The organism is Paenibacillus silvestris, from assembly GCF_009882985.1.
In the GTDB taxonomy this organism is placed as follows: domain Bacteria; phylum Bacillota; class Bacilli; order Paenibacillales; family NBRC-103111; genus Paenibacillus_E; species Paenibacillus_E silvestris.
Genome location: NZ_WTUZ01000022.1, coordinates 1,275,200 through 1,292,653, shown reverse-complemented (window position 1 = coordinate 1,292,653; position 17,454 = coordinate 1,275,200). Strand labels below are relative to the sequence as shown.

The window sequence follows — 17,454 nt, the reverse complement described above, 5'->3', positions numbered from 1 at the left end:
CTTTATTTACTGAAATAATATATCCTTTGTGGGAATACATGGAGTTTCTCCCGTTAATGGGGATGAATATGTTAGAAAGTAGGAGTTTCCCCCCAAATTAACGGGCATTTTTCCTGTTAAGCGGCTCATTAAGCTGGGATATTATTGAAATAACGGTAGTATTTCCAGTCTAACAATCAGCTGAGCGAAGGAAAATCGCCGGCCATTTGAATACAGAGAAAGAGACCCTTTTCGCATCCTTCACCCAAGAAAGATGAAGTCAAGAATACATACAGCTGCCTAATAAATAACCCAGCATGTAATTGTACTCTTTTGCGAAAATGGTCCCAAGCAATCCGGTAAAGTAAATAGCCCTATCTTTCCATACGGAACATCTCCTCGAACAAAACAAAGTGGCTGTCCAGAATCTCCTCCGCTGATAGCTTAACGCCTGGAGCCGCAAGCCCCATATTCGATTCGAACGTCATGCTCATGCCTCCACATACGTGATGGATGGCAGAGGTAAGATTAAAGGAGGGGTAAGGGATAGCACTACTGTTAGTCACAATTTGATTTCGTTCTACATAGGGAAGTCCCTGCTGGGATAATGCGGCGGCAAGACGCTGACTTAAGGCCTGCTGCTTCTGCATCACGAGATAAGGCAAAAACTGAATCTCAACGAAATGATTGGCGTTGTTAGCCCCTCCATGCAGCTGTACAGCCAGATCCGGCGCTTCCAGATCAGCAAGCTCCAGCAGGGCACGGGTTTCCTGCGCCATCGGAGCAAAGAAATTATCGTGCATCAGATTTACGCCGTCATCATTGAAATACGAGCCGAGGAAATCCGAAGCCTCCTTAATCGGGTGCACAGCCTTACAGTCCGGCCACGCGCAGAGTGAACCGTCTTGCCAAGTTCCTTGCATATAATAAACGAACTGCTCATAAGGCACATCAAGAAGGCAGTCGATCGGCAAGCGTGCTCGTCCGTCAGGGTTCATGCAGGGAATGAGAATCAGCCGGAAACGATGGGCATTCTCCAGAATTTCGTGATACGGTTTGCCTCGGTAATCGCTTCCTGTTTCGAGCAGCGAAATGAGGTTCATCACGGCAACGATCCCCTCCAGCTCCCCGCCATGAACCCCTCCGATGATGAGCAGTACGGGTTTGCTCGCTTGGGTTTTATCCGCATAATGCTTAGGATTTCCCGCTCCGCATGCCGAATTATAGTTGGCTTTACGCCTGAAGTTCTCCTTCTCGCCGTATTCGACGGCATAGATGCTTCTCCCGCCTGCCGATGCTGCAAGCTCTCTGACAGTCCCCCGTTTCACACTACGCATGCTTGCTTCAATTTCCGACAATCGACTTTTCCAAAAAGGTATAGACATCCTCTTCGCCCTCCTTACCCTTTGACCGAACCCATCATGGCCCCTTTTACAAAATGCTTCTGGATGAACGGATAGATGAGCAGAATAGGCAGAGTACCCACCAGAATGACGGCATATTTGAGCGACTCCAGGACGACTTCTTTATCGCCAATAGCCGAGCTTACGGTCGTATCCGTCATTTGACCAACTAATACAATATTGCGGATCGTCACCTGCAGCGGAAACAGATCGGCATCCCGGATGAAGATCAGGGCGTAGAAGAAATTACCCCATATTTGCACCGCATAAAATAACGAGATCGTCAGAATAACCGGCTTGGATAGCGGCAGAATGATGTTGATGAGAATGCCCATATCGGATAAACCATCGATTTTGCCTGACTCCTCAAGCTCCATCGGAATCCCTTGGAAAAACGTTCGCATAATAATTAAGTACCATGAGGACACAAGACCCGGCAGCACCATCGCCCAGATGGTATCCAGCAGCCCATAACTGCGCACGACCAAATAAGTAGGAATTAAACCGCCTGTGAATAGCATGGTGAAGACAATCATCAGCATGAAGTATTTACCGAAGACGAGGTTCCTTCTGGATAAGGAATAAGCCCCAATCGTCGTAAAAATAAGCGAAAGCGTCGTTCCCAGCACAACATAAATCAGTGTATTCTTGTAGCCGATGAGGATGCGTTCATCTCGCAGAACAGCTGTATAGGCATCAAAATTAATGCCTTTGGGCCACAGACTTATCTGATTCGTTGTCACGTAATCGGCGGAGCTTATAGAAACTGCTGCCATGTGAAGGAAGGGAAACAGCATGATACACGCAAAGATTCCCAGCAACAGAACGTTTGCTACATCAAACAGACTCATACGCTTGATCAAACCGCGTCACTCCCTCACCATAGGCTAGTTTCTCCGAATCTGCGGCTGAGCTTGTTGCTGGCATAGACGAGTATGAATCCAATGATACCCATAAATAAGTCAATGGCCGTGCCATAACTGAAGCCTCCTTGCAAGATGCCGATCCGATACACGTAGGTGGAAATAATATCCGATGTGTCATACGTAGCTGCGTTGGATAAAAGAAATACTTTCTCAAAGCCGATTTCGAGTACATGACCGATTTGTAAAATGAACATAATGACGACGGTTGTCGCCATACCTGGCAGCGTCACATGCCAAATTTGCTTAAACCTGCCTGCTCCATCCATTCTCGCTGCTTCATACAGCTGTGGATCAATCGTCGTAATGGCCGCTAAGAAAATGATGGATCCCCAGCCAACCTGCTGCCATATTTCTGAGCCCACATAGATAGTTCGAAACCATTCGGACTCCTGTAGAAAATTAATCGGAGGAACACCAAGCTTGTGCAGCATCGTATTGACCCACCCCCTGCTCGGCGAGAGTAACATGACGATGATACTGGATACGACGACTGTGGATAGAAAGTAAGGAAGATAACTCACGGACTGGACGAACCGTTTGTAATGCCTGCCACGCAGCTCATTCAACATGATGGCCAGAAGGATTGGGGCAGGAAATCCGAACAGAAGCTTGTAGCCCCCTAAGAGCACAGTGTTTTTAATAATAGTCACGGCATCCCGGTTTTCAAAAAACAGCTTATAATACTTAAGCCCGACCCATTCGCTCCCTGCGATCCCCTTGAACAAATTGTAGTCCATGAAAGAAATCACAATGCCAAACATAGGCACATACTTGAACAGGATGTAATAAACAAGCACAGGAGCCAGCAGTAATAAAAAGGTCCGGTCACGACTTAATTGCCTGAAGATGGATGGTTTCAATGCCAGATCTCCTTCCTGAAGCGCGAAGGCCGAAGTCAGACCAGCTGACATTCAGCCCTCACGTATCCTGCTGATCTACGGTCATACGTTACTTCGTATTCTTTTTCAAGCGGTCAAGGCCAACTTGATAGGTATCAATGAGCTTTTGGGCCCCAATCTTATTCAGCTCGGCTATGAATTTATCCCACTCTGACATCGGCGTTTCACCCATAATAAATTTGGCAACGGACGATTCGTAGTATTTATTCAACTGATCCTCGATGACCGAAATCGAGTTCTTCTCCTCACTGGTAAGCGGAGGCAGCGCATTGATGACAGGGAAATGATATTTGACCGCCTCATCATAGGAAAACCGTTCATTCTCATTGCTGAGCGACTTCGACGACTCAAAATCGGCGACTCCATACGCGCCGGTGGTCATGAGACCGAGCTCTTTCCGCAGGTCGTTCGGCGTCTTGAATTGCGGCAAAAACTTGCGTTTCCCGTTCTCAATCGTGTAGGATTCTCCCTCTTTCCCCCAGCTGAGCAGGTCCTTGCCTTCCTTCGAATAAATAAAATCCAGATAGCGCAGCACGGCATCCAAATTTTTGGTCTTCGAAGAGACGGCAAAACCGAATTCTTCAAGATCCGCTTTCGGAATGTAGCCTTTGCTGCCGTAACCAACCGGAGGTGCCATGAATGTCAGATGTGCGCCGTTCTGCAGCTGTTCATTCATAATCTCGATTTGTCCAATAAATTGAAGGGTTATGAACGATTTTCCCGTTGCAATGAACTGCGTCCACGCTTTATAGTCCATAGAGAGCCAATCCGGAGGCGTCAAACCTTCTTTATAGAACTTGTTTAAATACTCCACCATTTTCTTGAAGCCTGGATCAGTCGCCCCGTACTTGATCTTCCCGGTTGACTTATCTTCAAAGAATCCCGGATAGACGCCGAACGATGGGCCGAAATATTTCAATGTATTCACACCATGCCGGAAGACAAATGGATAACTGTCTGGATACTGCGCTTTGAGCTTCTTCGCCGTCTCGTATAGTTCATCCCAGGTTTTTGGTTCCTGCAGGTTATTCTTCTTAAAAATATCGTCCCGGTAAAAATAAACGAGCTGATTCCCCGCCCCCATTCCGTCGTTGAGCACATGATATATCTCTCCTCCTGGCGATGTGATTCGCTGGGTCACTTCTGGCCTGGAAGCGAGGAAGGCTTTTAAATTAGGCATTTTGTCCAAATGCTTGGAGAGATCGAGAAATGCGCCTTGCGGCCCATACTTCTGGGCATCGGGAGGAAAGACCGACATGAGATCCGGCATATCGCCGGAAGCGATGGCAAGCGCCAAAGACTCCGGGCCTGTCTGCGTTTCCTGATTGATCGTAATATTGGTTTTCTCCTTCACCCATTTCCAGACTGCCCAATCCTTCTTGACCGGCCAGGCTGGGGAAAGCTCCGTTAGCAGCCGGAGAGTGGCTGGCTGCTGCTGATTGGACTCAGCAGCAGCACTAGCCGTCGCACTTTGGCTTGGGGTGGTACTTGAAGCAGCCGGAGGGTTATTCTGACCCGTACAGCCTGCTAATAGTGAAGTAATGACGGTGACGATAAGTGCTCCGCTTTTCATTTTTCTCTTTCGTATCAAGTTGCATGCACCATCCCTTTTACTTGGTCTTTCAGATAATGGATGTACGGCAGCAAGCCCAAATTAGAAAATTTAACCTGCTTGCTGCCGTTTAATCCTTGCTGATATCTGCATCATAAGGGATTACTTCCATTAGGGTAAATCAGCAGAACCAAACAAGTTGCAACTACTTTCCGCTTTTCTAATAATAATACCATCTTCTTCAAAAAAGCTTATAGATCTAAAGGCACCAACCGTGCATTAAGGATACATCGTCACATAATCAAAGGTGAATTTGCTCGTATATCGGTTCGTGCTGAAGCGGAACGTAGTGATGCCCTCTTTGGTAGGCTCCGAGTAAAACGGAATCCCTTGAACCGTGTAGACGCCGGTCGTCCGATTCAACGAACCGTACTCTTGCACTAATCCCTTATACCCTTTCAGTGCATCCGATTGCACCGTAAGGTCATACTTCTTAAGCGCCGTGTCCAGATCCAAACGAAGAGTCATCCATTGTCCACTCGGCAGTGTAAAGCCGCTTTGCTTTGGAATCTTAAGCGATGTACCGGGATCGCTCCAATACCCGAAAGTACCGTCTGAGAAGCCAGTAAAGCGAGCAATGTCTTTCCCGAAGCTGCCCAGCTTAAGCTCAAAATTGCCGTTTTTCGTACACAATCTATCCGCCGAGTTGGTGCACAGGGGATCGAACAGGAACCGGGTTTCGAAGGTCACCTTGCCCTTAAGCTCTGTACTGCTTCTCGTCACGATCGGATCTTCAACGTATTCGTTATCAGACGGGAATGTGGCGTCCTTCACCAATAGGACATGACCGCTGGATTGCGGAGAAGGCTCAATCGTTACCGTTGATGTCGAAGCCTCTCTTACATCTACCCTCCAGTTAGTCGCAGCCAACGGACCTAAGGGCATCTGGTCGAATGACTCATAATATTCGCCGCCACTAGCTGAAGCCGGTATCGTTACCATCAAGCTCGGTCCGTCTGTCGTAACATTGCCTGCAAAGTCTGCCGCTTCAACATGGAAGGTATACACGCCTCCCGGCTGCAGGCCGACCACATCGAATGCGTTCAAATGCCCAGCTGTCATTCCGGCTTCGGTTCCATCTTCCCGATAGATCTTATAGGCCGCCACTGAACCTGAATTATCCGTTGCCGGACTCCACCTCAGCCTCACTGCATTCGGGAATACATGCTCTATTAGCAACGAAGCTGATGTGCCCCATGCAGGAGCATCTGTATCCGGTGTCAAGAATACCAAAGGAGCGCTAAGCAGGGAACGATTATCACTCGTATCCACTGCTTCAAGTTGAATTGTATACGAATTAGCGGCTGTCAATCCCGTGATGGTTTCTGACGTCGTGCCACTAGGAAGCACCTTTTTCTGCACGCCATTCACATAGAGGATATATTCCTTCACTCCGACATTGTCGGTGGAAGGTGTCCAGCCGATTGTTGCCGTGGAATCCGTCTTGGAAATAAGCTGAAGCTGGGTTGGCGGCGTTGGCCGTTCCTCGTCTGGCTGCTCTTCGATCAGTCCAATCCAATCCAGATTCATCGGACCGCCTGTTAGCCATAGTGTAATATCAACTGGACCCGCTTCCAACTGCTGTCCTGTCTTAACCCGAAGCCCTCTCCAAACTTCAGGTGTTTGTCCCCAGTCGGGCACGCCATTAGCACCATAAGTCGTCGGAGCTTCCAAATAATATGCCTGATTGCCAACCATCGCCAATCGCCCGGTCAGCGTGCCTGCAGGAGGACTCCAAGCCACATATTTCATCACAAGATCATATTTGCCAGGCTTCGGCACTTGAATCGTCCATTTCGCCCACTGTCCTGGCTGATCCCATCCGCCTAAGCCCACTCCGCCTGACATGAACGGTCGGTTTGAATATTTCGTAAAGCTCTTGCCACCGAAGGCAGCAATAGACTCCGCTTCCTGCCACTGCATATACAAGGTCGATTTCGCAGCTTCAGGATCTGTCCAAAGCTGCGTAGCCGCAGGGGCGTCGGTTCGGATCCTTCTCAGCTTCAATTGTCCGGCATCACCTTGCAGAATTACCGCTGCATTCGCTTCGAGATACACGCTTTGACGGCGGCCGTGTTGTTCGAACAGCAGTCCGTCCGGAGCCTCCTCCACGACATAGAGTCCAGCTACGTTGGTCAAATTCCCCCAAGCGACGGGCGCTCCTAACGTATCGCTGTACGCTTGAAGCGTTACTGTACTGGCTACGCCGTCAATAACCGTTTGCAGAGCTACGTCCGGAAGCGGCGCAGGCACAGGCGCCTGGTTCAGTTTGAAGTCCCGCTGCCCGCTCTCGGCGTGAACAAGTAGGGTGTTCCCCTCGGAATCCCAATGAACACCCCGAAGGCCCATAGCTTCTGGTACGGAACCGCCTCGAGGAATCTCCTTCCCACTGCCGCCATGAACCAGCTTGTTAGTCCCTGGCGAATGGATCTTAACTTGTGTATCCGATAAGCTTGAAATAGACAACCGATCGCGACCATAGACTACCGTAGCGATCTGATCGCTCTCGATTAAGGTGACACCGTCTTTGACCACCTTCGTTCCGTTTACGAGTAAGACCGAATCGCCTTTGATGGCTGCTGCGCTGCCGTTAAAGCGAATGCTGCCGGCATTAATTTCTCCGGCTGCCGCCGTCAAACGGACATACACGACGGTACCGTCTGTGAATGTCAGCTTTAGGTAGTCGCCATGGTTTTCGGATTGTACCTGCTGAGGAGCCGAATCCCGCTTATAAGCTTCAAGCGTCGATACGAATGTCGCGTTCTCCGCTTTCGGCGTGATGAATGCCGCATGCTTCTGTTGTTCTCCGGCATACGCTTTCGTAGGCGGAATCTCCGTTCCACCGATGCCAAGAAATCGATCCTCGTACTCCGTGCGTAGTTGCTGCGGAGCGTGCATTCGGACCTTGAGCCCCGCTGCACCTTTCAGAATCGTCGCTCCCGCCTGATCCGCATCAAGCGCCAGATCATCTTCGGCATGCAGACGCCATTCAAACTCATTGCCCCCCGCTTTCTTGGACTGCAGATCATCGATCACGACGAACATATTCGGTCTGACATAAATGATTGATCGGTCCGCTTTGGACAGCGCATTGCTATAAGCAGCCGACGCATCTCCGCTTACGGCATCGAAGTCAGGATGAGTAACGAAGCCTACGATCTGACCATCGGCATCGATGTTGTTAACAGGCTGACCGTATTTCCCGTCATACGTAATCGCGTTGGAAGCTAAGGTCATCTTGGCATAATATTTATCATGATCGGTATCATAGTCATCGTAGAATCCACTTTCAATAGCAAGAGGTTCTCCGAAAGCATTGATGATGAAGCTGTTCTGATCAGCATGACTGTGATTATAACTACCGTACGGACTGGACTTGAAATAGAGGGATACACTGTCGGGGTCATACAATTTCTCATGCATCGCGACAAGCCCGATATCTTGAAACCACCTTGAATCCGGCATGTCCAGCGGAGGTTGCGCAGATACGTCAGGAGCTCCATAGAAATAATTGCTCAAATCTGGATACATGCCCGCTCCAACCGCTTGTGCAGCCCATTTTAACCTTGCATCCTTATACATTTGGGCGAGCCGATTGTACACACTCACGCTCGGACCGCCTGGTGAATCTTCGCTGCCATCGCCGAAAATCCCCTTCGGGCTGCCTTTTGGAAAAGCATAAAGCGGATACAAGCCTTCATTTCTCGCGTACGCTTTGTCATACAGATTGAAGCCGGTCGCATACAGGAGAACATCCATGAATTCTTTGCCGAAGAGCGTGGACCACTGCCAGTATCCGGTTCCTTGCGCCCAGCCTCCGCTTTCTCCTCCCCAAGGCGGCATTAAATTGATATAGGAAGGGACTACATAACGGAACCACGTTTCGGCATCGTCTAGATCGTGAAGCATAGCCGTTGCAATGATGCCGATATAGCCGTAAGCCGTCCAGCCGTGAGAATCGAATGGATTTTTGGGAATCGGATGCTTATCGATCAGATCGTTCACCATCGTTTGCGTCCTGATTTTAATCATACCCTTGACCTTATCGCGTTCATCTTGCGTCATAATGCCATAAAGCCAATCGTACGCCATTGCTGATTTGTACGTAATATAGCGGTGAATTTGATCTTGTGCGACATAGCCCGTTACGCCATCCGTCTTCCACTTGGCGATATCGAGCAAACGTGCTTTGGCCTTCTCCCCAACAATTGCATTGTTCGATATCAGATAGACGAAAGCCATATCCATCATCTGGTTCACGACACCGTCGGAATACGCTCGATCAACAGAAGTCGGCTCCTTGGGCAGGTCTACAGACAGATTGGCCAACGCCCAAGCTCGTTTGGCTTCATAGAACTCCTTGCCCGCCGTCTGGGCCAAGCCCCTGAAGGCATCTAGCGTTTCCGGCTTGGTCCATATCCGGGGGTGCTGGCTGCCGACTTCGCTCAGCAGCGTCTCTACCGGAGGGACAACAAACTTGACAGAATCCTCCTCGATCCGGAATTTGCGGATTTCACTCCATTCAGACAATCCTCCGGACGGTGTATGATATCTGACACGCCAATACCAAGTGCCAGCCTCAAAAACATGCGAGAAATTATGATAATTCACCGTAATGGCATTGTTCTCGTAAACAACGCTTGATACCGTGCTGCTTTGGCTAATCTGCAAATCATAGCTATCTGCTCCAGGGACAGACGGCCACCGGAAATCAGGAGGGTTCTGCGTAGTGACAAGCCGATCCTCTGGAGCGAACGGCGTATTCAGCCCTGTCAAGACGGCTGCGGGCCAGCTCACTGCTGCGTTAGCCGTGCTGGTTTTGAACAATGGACTCCAATCAAACAAGCTGCAAATCATGACGATGATCATCGTTAAAGCAAGCTTTTTCCTCATCGATCCCCTTACCAACACCAACATCATCCCCTTCATCCCGATTAGACTCTCATGTGCCGATGCCTGATGAGTGAATTCGATTGCAAACAGGTCCCCCCTTTCGTTATGATTCATCGTACCTGCCATAATACAACCCGTATATCAACGGATTCCTGAGATTGTTCAACTTTTTTGCTGTCTTCATAAAAAAATGCCAGTATTCGCAAAAGAGCCTAACTCGACTTTCTACTCTCTAGGGCATAGCAAAAACGGATAAGCCGCACATCCTTCATGCGGCTTATCCGTTTTTATTTTAGGCGGAGGAATCCGTTCTTTTCCGGTATTCGCTCGGCGTCACTCCCGTATACTTCTTGAACATCCGGTTGAAGGATGTAATGTTCTGATACCCTACAGCTTTGGCCGCGTCATGAATTTTGATCCGGCTGTCTGCCAGGAGGTCTGACGCTTTGGCGATTCGTGTTTCATTGATATAGTCCACGATATTCTTGCCCGTCTTGGCTTTGAAATAGGAGGACAAGTAGCCGCTGCTCATCTTCAGCTTATCAGCGAGCACATCCAAGTAAATTTCTTCGGACAGATGCTCTTGAATATAATCCATGACGAAGGAGGTAATCGGGTATTTCTCTTCCTTCTTTTCTCTGACAGCCTCCGAGGCAAGCGTCACCCATTCGAGCAGGAGCTGTTCCAGCTCCGCAACCGTGCTGCTGCTCTGAATACATTCACCAGCTTTGCCGTAAAGAAATGCCAAACGATCGGTATCTACAGGGTGCGAAGCAATCGCATTTCGGATCTTGTCTGCGAGAGATTCCGCAAACCGGTACAGTATGGCAGCCGTCAATTCCTTGCTCCGCCATCTAGCGAACAACCGCTCCATTAGGGCAACCAACTGCTGCGTATTGCCTTCCCGAAGTTGAGTTTCCAGCTCCTTCTCCTGATCCGGTGACAATCCGATGGAGACGGGCAGCGCTCTGCGCTCCAAGATGAGCTGAGTTTCGTTCACGAGCAGCCGCTCCTCGATCAGCGCCTCAGCCTCCTTGTAGGCTGTAGTTAGCTGCGTCGATTCCGTGTAGACGGATGTGACGGCGATCGTCACGATACCGAACTCTTTGTCATGATCAAATACCTGTTTCAATTCACTGAGCAGCTCGGTCAGTTGGGCTTTGTTATCTGAGAATACGAGACTTAATATCTGATCCCCTTCAATTTGAAACGTCATGGAATCCAGGTAGCCCGCCTGCAGGGTGTTGTCGATATAAGTCTTCATATAATAAATCCATTGCTGAATTGACGCCTTAGTAATTACTTGCCTGTTCGTAGGTTGAACCTGAAACAGAATGAAAATGAACGGTTTACCTGAGAAGTCAAGCTTGAGCGCATCCGGCTCATGGCCACGAATCGCTTTCAGGTGGTTCATGAAGGAAAGCTGCTTACGAACCATCTGACTGCCATGGATTTCATGGCTAATAATATTAAACTCCTTAATATTGGAGTGAAACGGCGCCTGCCCATTCATTTGGCGCAAGGATTCAATGACTTTCTTGAGCGGATTGTTAATCTTCGCCGCGAACAGGAACGAGAAGATGACACTCAGCATAATCGCAGCCGCTATCATCACGACGACGGTGATGCTAAGACGTGACTGGTTCGCGATTCGTTCGACGGGAACCCGGTACAGATAAGTAAATCCCGTCCCTTCGCCCTTCATCAGAAAATGGTATTTCTGATCCCGTATCAAATCGGCGCTGCCGGATTGTTGAAGCTCGCCCAAAGAAATCGCAGGTTCCTGCTCCGTACTTTTGTATAGCGTCTGTCCGTCATTATTATAAATAATCAAATCGTTATAGAGGCTTTGGTGGAACGCCTTATACATTTTGGCCGCATCAAGAAACACGATCATATAGTAATCATCGCTGTTCTTGATCAGCAGCGGAATCATTTCGCCAAGCGGCTGCGGGCGATCGCGGAAAATATGATTCGTCATGGCAGCTGAAGGCAGCATCCGGCTTGTGAACGATTCTGTAAACTGCTGACGCCAAAACGCCAAAGGATACTCCTCACTGGTATAAAAGACTTGGAACATCGCTTCGGCGTTCGTGCTTGTTCCTTTTTCCACAATAAGCTCGCCTTGCTTGGAATAAAAAACGATATTATCAATAAACAGGTACGGATTCGTCGTAAAATTGGATATTTCCCTGATCACATTAGGAAAGTGGGCGTAGCTGGGGGCACTGCGCAACCTCTGTACCTCATCACTGTAAAAAAACAGATACATCTGCTTTTTGATCAAATCCAAATGCTTCTCATAACTGTCCTTCGTATTTTCTAGCATCAGCGTGTTGTACTTGACGATCTCCTGTCTAACATTCTGCTTGGACACTGAGATGGCATATAGAATCAGAGAGGCAAGTAACAGTATGATGCATAGAAATCCTGAAATCAGCCGCATAAAAAGCGAATTGGACTTGTTTCGGATGAAAATCATCGGTTGTAAAGTTTTCATGCAACCCCCACTTTATATGTAGGATATAGTAAGCTCTCATTGCTCTCACTTAAATCTATCTTAGCAAACAGGCAGATGGGTGTAAATTAAAAAGCTTGTCGGTTCAGTCCCATTGATAAATTTCAATAGGCGCCATTAATCCGTAAGGTAGCAGCATATATTCTGGCGTGTAAGCCTCTTCGTCAGGATGGAACGACCACCAATCCAACCATTGCCGATCTGTCGGCGCTTCATGAAGAGGACCGAGCAAGTTGCGCGGACTGCCAACAACCTCGAGGTCGATTCGATTTCTTCCTTGTACGAGCCAATCGGTGAGCTCAACAACACCGGCTGCCTTCCATGGAATGGCTTGTTCATGCTGTCCGTTAACCTTTACATGCAAGGTGACGGCTTCAAAGTTACTCACTTTCATCACGGTCCGTTTGCCGCTCGTCAGGTCTCCATCCAGCTCGAAGTGATAGATTATGCTTCCGCAATAGTACGGATAACCTTGCCCGCCCCAATCACCGAGCTCCAGATGATCCGCTTCATGAAGGAGACGGCGGTCACGATCAACAGCGAAGTCGCCGATTAAGAACGCATTCTCGAGTTCCATATCGTGCGTATATGCACACTGAATCTCCAGCTCATTCTCCCCTTCTTGCAGTAGAGGGAGCTTAACCTTAGACATGGAACGGTCGAGGAACCAACCATCCGGCTTCTCCGTAAGCAGCTGTCCATTCAGATACACACGAAACCGCTCCAGCTGCTCGAAAACCAGATACGTGTCCGACAGTGGCAGCTCCTTCACCTCGAAGCAAAAACGAAAAGCGACAGGCGTGCCATCCTCGTCATGGGGCTCATGAATCCACTTATATCTTTGAAGATTACCATTGGCGTAGACAGGTCTCATGTTCAGCTGTTTGCGAACCTGCTGCTGCGCCTGCCAGACCTCCAGCGGCTCCGACCATGCTGCATCTCGCAGCCGATATTGGCACCTGTCCAAGACGAGCGCATTCGGGTGCGTTCGAGTAAAAGATGCGGCCGAGCCTAATCGAATCAAGGGCTGAAGTTCCTGCAAATCTTGCAGAACTGCTGCTCTTCTCTTCGGTAGCACGCTTTCGTGGTTGCGGGAAAGAACATAAAGCTTGGAATCAGCTGGACCGAAGTGCTCCCGGAACTGAACATAACCATCCTGAATATGCGCAGACTTCTCGCAGACTTCCCCCGTTCGTAGCACCCATTCTTCGAGCTGTCCGCTTCCTTCTATCCGTACTTCCACTTCTTGCGCCGTATCACGGTCATTGTTGACGACGAATACAACGGTGCAATCCTGTAGATCACGACGCATGTATAAGAGCTTCTGAGCTTCTTGTCCGCTAGATTCTACAAGACTGACAGCACGGGGTGTGATTCGCTCAAGCTCATTTAGCAATTCGTTCCAGCTGCCCAAATGCTGATAGCTCGGATGGCCTGTGAGAAGTGCCAAGGCAACGGAAGGTTCACCATCCAACAGCGTGGAGACGGTTCCATAAGACAATATGGTGCCCCCTGCATCCAAATAAGCCATCAGCTTCTCATAAGTGGAGCTTAGCATATTCACAAGCGACGGCAGGATCACGACTTGATAGCTCGCTTGACCGATACCGAAACGACCTTCACGCACATAGCCGCTTTCCTCTATACATAGCTCGTCACCTAAATCAAAGTCATAATGCTGACCGAGCAACAACTGGACAAACGCGTTAAATTCCCGGCTATACGCTCCAAGCTCTTCCGCATTTCCGCCACTTGCGCGCCATTCTTTGGCATGCACATCGCGACCCAGCTGGGCCCAAGCAGTAGCTGCTGGATGAATGACTAGGATGTCTCTTCGGACACGTCCCTCACTCAGCACCGCCCCCAGCCGGGCAAAATAATGCTCCATCACATGATTATGCGGCCACCAATTCACATTATAATTGAACGAAGGCGGATAATCGCGTTTCCTGCAGCCGCGCAAGGTATACAGCGATACATGATGGATCATCAGATTGACGCCGAGCACGAACTGCCAGTCGCCGATCCATTTGCGCCCTTCGAACGTTAATTCCCAACCCGTTACACCGTAGATTTCCGTTGTAACCTTTTTTTTGCCGTATTGATTCGCAATGCTCGATACTTGCTTGATCGTCAAGTTTTCTTCCGTTTGCTCGCATAAGTTATCGATACCGGGAACGTCCATATAGCGATAATGCGGCATCGTAGCGCCGCCATGCCGGGCCGCGATGACCAGATCCATGTCTTCGCACAAATGCCCGGTGAAGGCAAGACCATTTGAATGGCACCAGTCTCCGATTTGCTTCGTGTATGCTTCGCAGAACAGCTCGGTAACCGTTCGCCAGTAATCATGCCGAATCTTGGAGGCCGGCGGACCGTGATAGAAAAAGTAGGGGAGCGTTTCCCATATCGCGTAGCCGTTTTTCTCCGCAAAAGCTTGAGGTAAGACATCCGACCATGTCATCCAGGTCATTTCCGGTGCATCCAGCCTTTCCTTAAATCCGAGCAGACTCGGTTCGTCCGTGAAAATGCCTGGCACCGTACGACCGAATTCCTCCCCTACCGCAGACTTATAGGTCTCGTACGTCGTCTCGATGAAAATTCGCGTGGATTCCGGGTTTAGATAATCCGGATACGTATCACCGTGGCACCATTCATTCGGAGTAGCGACAATCCGGTGAAAAACCAAGTATACCTCGTCTTCGTGGAGGGCAATCGCGTCCTGCTGATCCTCCTTCAGCCAAGTACAGCTGAGCAGTTCGCTCCCGCGTATTCTCGCCCGGTATACGGCGAGTGCGTTCTCACCGCTGGTTGCCAGATTGCGACAGACTGTAAGCGATAACGCCTTAGCCCGCACGGCATCGCCGCCGATTTGAGGTACACGGCCTCCTCCCATTCCGGAAGAGTAACGGTCTTCATCATATAACCAAGCGTACAGGCCTTCCGCTTTCGCTTTGGCTACGGAATCCTTCACCCGCTCCATGAACGCCTCGCCCATGTACGGCGTCTCGAGCCCTTCCCGCACATGAATCATAAATCCGCCCATTCCCTGATCCTTGAAGCCATCGATCTGCCGGTCCAGCTCCTCTTGCTCTAACGCGCCATTCCAAGACCAGAACGGTAATGAGCGGTGCTCCCCAGGCGGATTCTCGAATTTCCGTCTCAACTCCTGCTTATTCATTGCGAACCCCCGTCTCTACTAGAATTTGGCCGCTATTTCGGTCGGCAGCTTCTTCGTAATGCCTTCATTTATCTGCCCCTTACTACCTTGGCGTTAGCCGGCGATAATGCTCCAGTGTCACTCTACCTAGCAGCTCTTCTCCCTGCACAAAACGTGACAGCTCATCCACGATGAAATCGCAAAGTTCACGCTTCAGCAATCCGTGAAATCCGCCGATATGCGGCAGGCATAGCAAGTTCGGCAGCGCTAACAATTCATGATTCGCAGGCAGCGGCTCACGGTCGTAAACATCTAGCGCAGCAAACAATCGGCCTGTACGAAGCTCCTCCAAGAGCGCTTGCTCTTGTATGATAGGGCCTCGCGCTGTATTCACCAATAGCGCACCATCTCGCAGCCGCTTCAGCTGCTCCGCTCCGATCATTCCTTCCGTGCGTGGCGTCCATGTATTGTGGAGGGAGACAATGTCGCTGCGCTCGAACAGTTCATTAAGCCCACAGAGCTCTACCCCCCACTGTGCCGCTTCCTCTTCTGAGCAATAGCTGGAATGCAGCAGAATTGTCGTGTGAAAAGGCTTCAGCATTCGAATCACCTGCTTGGAGATTTCTCCATAACCAACTAATCCGATCACCCTTCGTGTCACGCCAAGTATGGTTTCACGGTTATTGTGGCTCCACTGGCCCATCTTGAGCCTGGCATTGTAACCGGCGTGGTCCCACGCACCTGCCAGGAACAAAGATACCGCACACTCAGCCGTAGATAGCGCGAGCACTTTGTTCGCCGAGGTAATGGCAATCGATGTATCGAAAATATCCTCATTCACGATGGCCATCACACTGCCCGCTCCATGTCCGATAAACTTCAACCTCTCGGCTCGCGCCAGCACGTCAGAGGTGAAGATAGGCGATCCCCACGATGTGATTACAGCGTCATATTCGTGTATGCATTCAGCCAGACGCTCGCTGGTGAATCGCTCATGCAAAGGGACGAAATCCACCTCCGAAATTTCGGCCAACTTTTTCCTAGTAGAATCCGGCCAGAATAGTTGGCGCAGTTCCGCATCCGCAATCGTCACTAATGTTTTCACAAGCAAGTCCCTCATTTCTCTCTAGTTTGACAAGCCGTACGCATAAATTCGATATAGGCAGGAAAAATGGTTTCCGGCTCCATACCCGGTAGTTGCAGCTCCTTGCGCCATTTGGTCTCCCACTCCAGGGAGTAGCAGCCCTTGTAGTCCGCTTGATTCAACAGTTGGATTATCGCTGAGATAGGCACATCGCCTTCCCCTACCTTCGTATATTTCCAGCTCAGCTCCACCTTATCAGCGAAGGGAACTCCATCCTTCATATGCACATGAGCTAACCGGGAACCAAGCAATGCGATCGTATCCTGCGGCGATTCGTCTTCTTCCAGTGGATGGATGATGTCGTAAATTACAGCGCAATTGGCTCGATCCACGTCATCCAGCAGCTTCTTTAGCGAACGGCCCGTGGCAAATTCATTATGGGTTTCGATCCAAATCTCAACGCCGTAAGAAGTGGCATACTCACAAGCCTCTCGGACACTTCTTACAATTTGATCGTAATCTACCGTCGGAACGGGCTGATCCCTGCGGTTACGAAAATAACCCAGGAAGATCCGCACACCGCCAGCCTTAAGATCACTGGCAAGCACAATGACCTTCTGCAATTGTTCGTGCTGCTCTAGATCGCCTTCATGGCCGGTGAAACATACGCTTGAACCAATATTGCTTATGCGTAACCCCGCCTCATCGAATTTGTGAACCGCAGTTCTTCTCATCTCGGCATTCATCTCGGCGGATATCGCCCAATTCGTCCCTTCTCGCAGTTCCAAAGCGCTGAAGCCGCACCGCTTGGCGATCTGGATCATTTCATCGAGCGACCAGCCGTCGCAGGGCAGCGTGCTGAAACCCAATCTCGTCATATGTCATGCCTCCTGTCTCTTTGCTTAATACTTGCTATAGTGACTATTATGGCAGGCATGCACTGGGAACCGCTTTCCCTTTTCCACGATTTTTTTGAACAA

General features: G+C 49.7%; 8 protein-coding genes and 1 pseudogene. All 9 read right to left on the bottom strand.

Annotated features, from left to right (window positions below):
- Positions 1-353: 353 nt before the first annotated feature.
- The gene (locus GQF01_RS26000) at positions 354-1,364 is read right to left on the bottom strand and encodes a M14 family zinc carboxypeptidase (protein WP_161409787.1); all 1,011 of its coding nucleotides are present in this window, start codon (positions 1,362-1,364) and stop codon (positions 354-356) included.
- 14 nt (positions 1,365-1,378) lie between these two features.
- Complete coding sequence (locus GQF01_RS25995; protein WP_202556679.1) at positions 1,379-2,245, bottom strand: carbohydrate ABC transporter permease; 867 nt, start codon at positions 2,243-2,245, stop codon at positions 1,379-1,381.
- A 14-nt stretch (positions 2,246-2,259) separates the two neighbouring features.
- A complete protein-coding gene (locus GQF01_RS25990) occupies positions 2,260-3,219 on the bottom strand; it encodes an ABC transporter permease (protein ID WP_161409786.1) in 960 nt (319 codons plus the stop codon).
- 493 nt (positions 3,220-3,712) lie between these two features.
- Positions 3,713-4,780 (bottom strand): annotated as a pseudogene (locus tag GQF01_RS25985) (extracellular solute-binding protein); the annotation flags it as partial.
- A gap of 258 nt (positions 4,781-5,038) precedes the next feature.
- Positions 5,039-9,712: a DUF4962 domain-containing protein gene (locus GQF01_RS25980; protein ID WP_161409784.1), complete on the bottom strand. Its 4,674-nt coding sequence runs from the start codon at positions 9,710-9,712 to the stop codon at positions 5,039-5,041.
- A 292-nt stretch (positions 9,713-10,004) separates the two neighbouring features.
- A complete protein-coding gene (locus tag GQF01_RS25975) occupies positions 10,005-12,212 on the bottom strand; it encodes a helix-turn-helix domain-containing protein (RefSeq protein WP_161409783.1) in 2,208 nt (735 codons plus the stop codon).
- 103 nt (positions 12,213-12,315) lie between these two features.
- A complete protein-coding gene (locus tag GQF01_RS25970) occupies positions 12,316-15,411 on the bottom strand; it encodes a glycosyl hydrolase (protein ID WP_161409782.1) in 3,096 nt (1,031 codons plus the stop codon).
- 82 nt (positions 15,412-15,493) lie between these two features.
- Positions 15,494-16,495 carry a hydroxyacid dehydrogenase gene (locus GQF01_RS36445; protein WP_161409781.1) on the bottom strand — a complete coding sequence of 334 codons (1,002 nt, stop codon included), beginning with the start codon at positions 16,493-16,495 and terminating at the stop codon, positions 15,494-15,496.
- 11 nt (positions 16,496-16,506) lie between these two features.
- On the bottom strand, positions 16,507-17,352 hold the full coding sequence (locus tag GQF01_RS25960; RefSeq protein WP_161409780.1) for a sugar phosphate isomerase/epimerase family protein: 846 nt from the start codon (positions 17,350-17,352) through the stop codon (positions 16,507-16,509).
- Between the last annotated feature and the right edge of the window lie 102 nt (positions 17,353-17,454).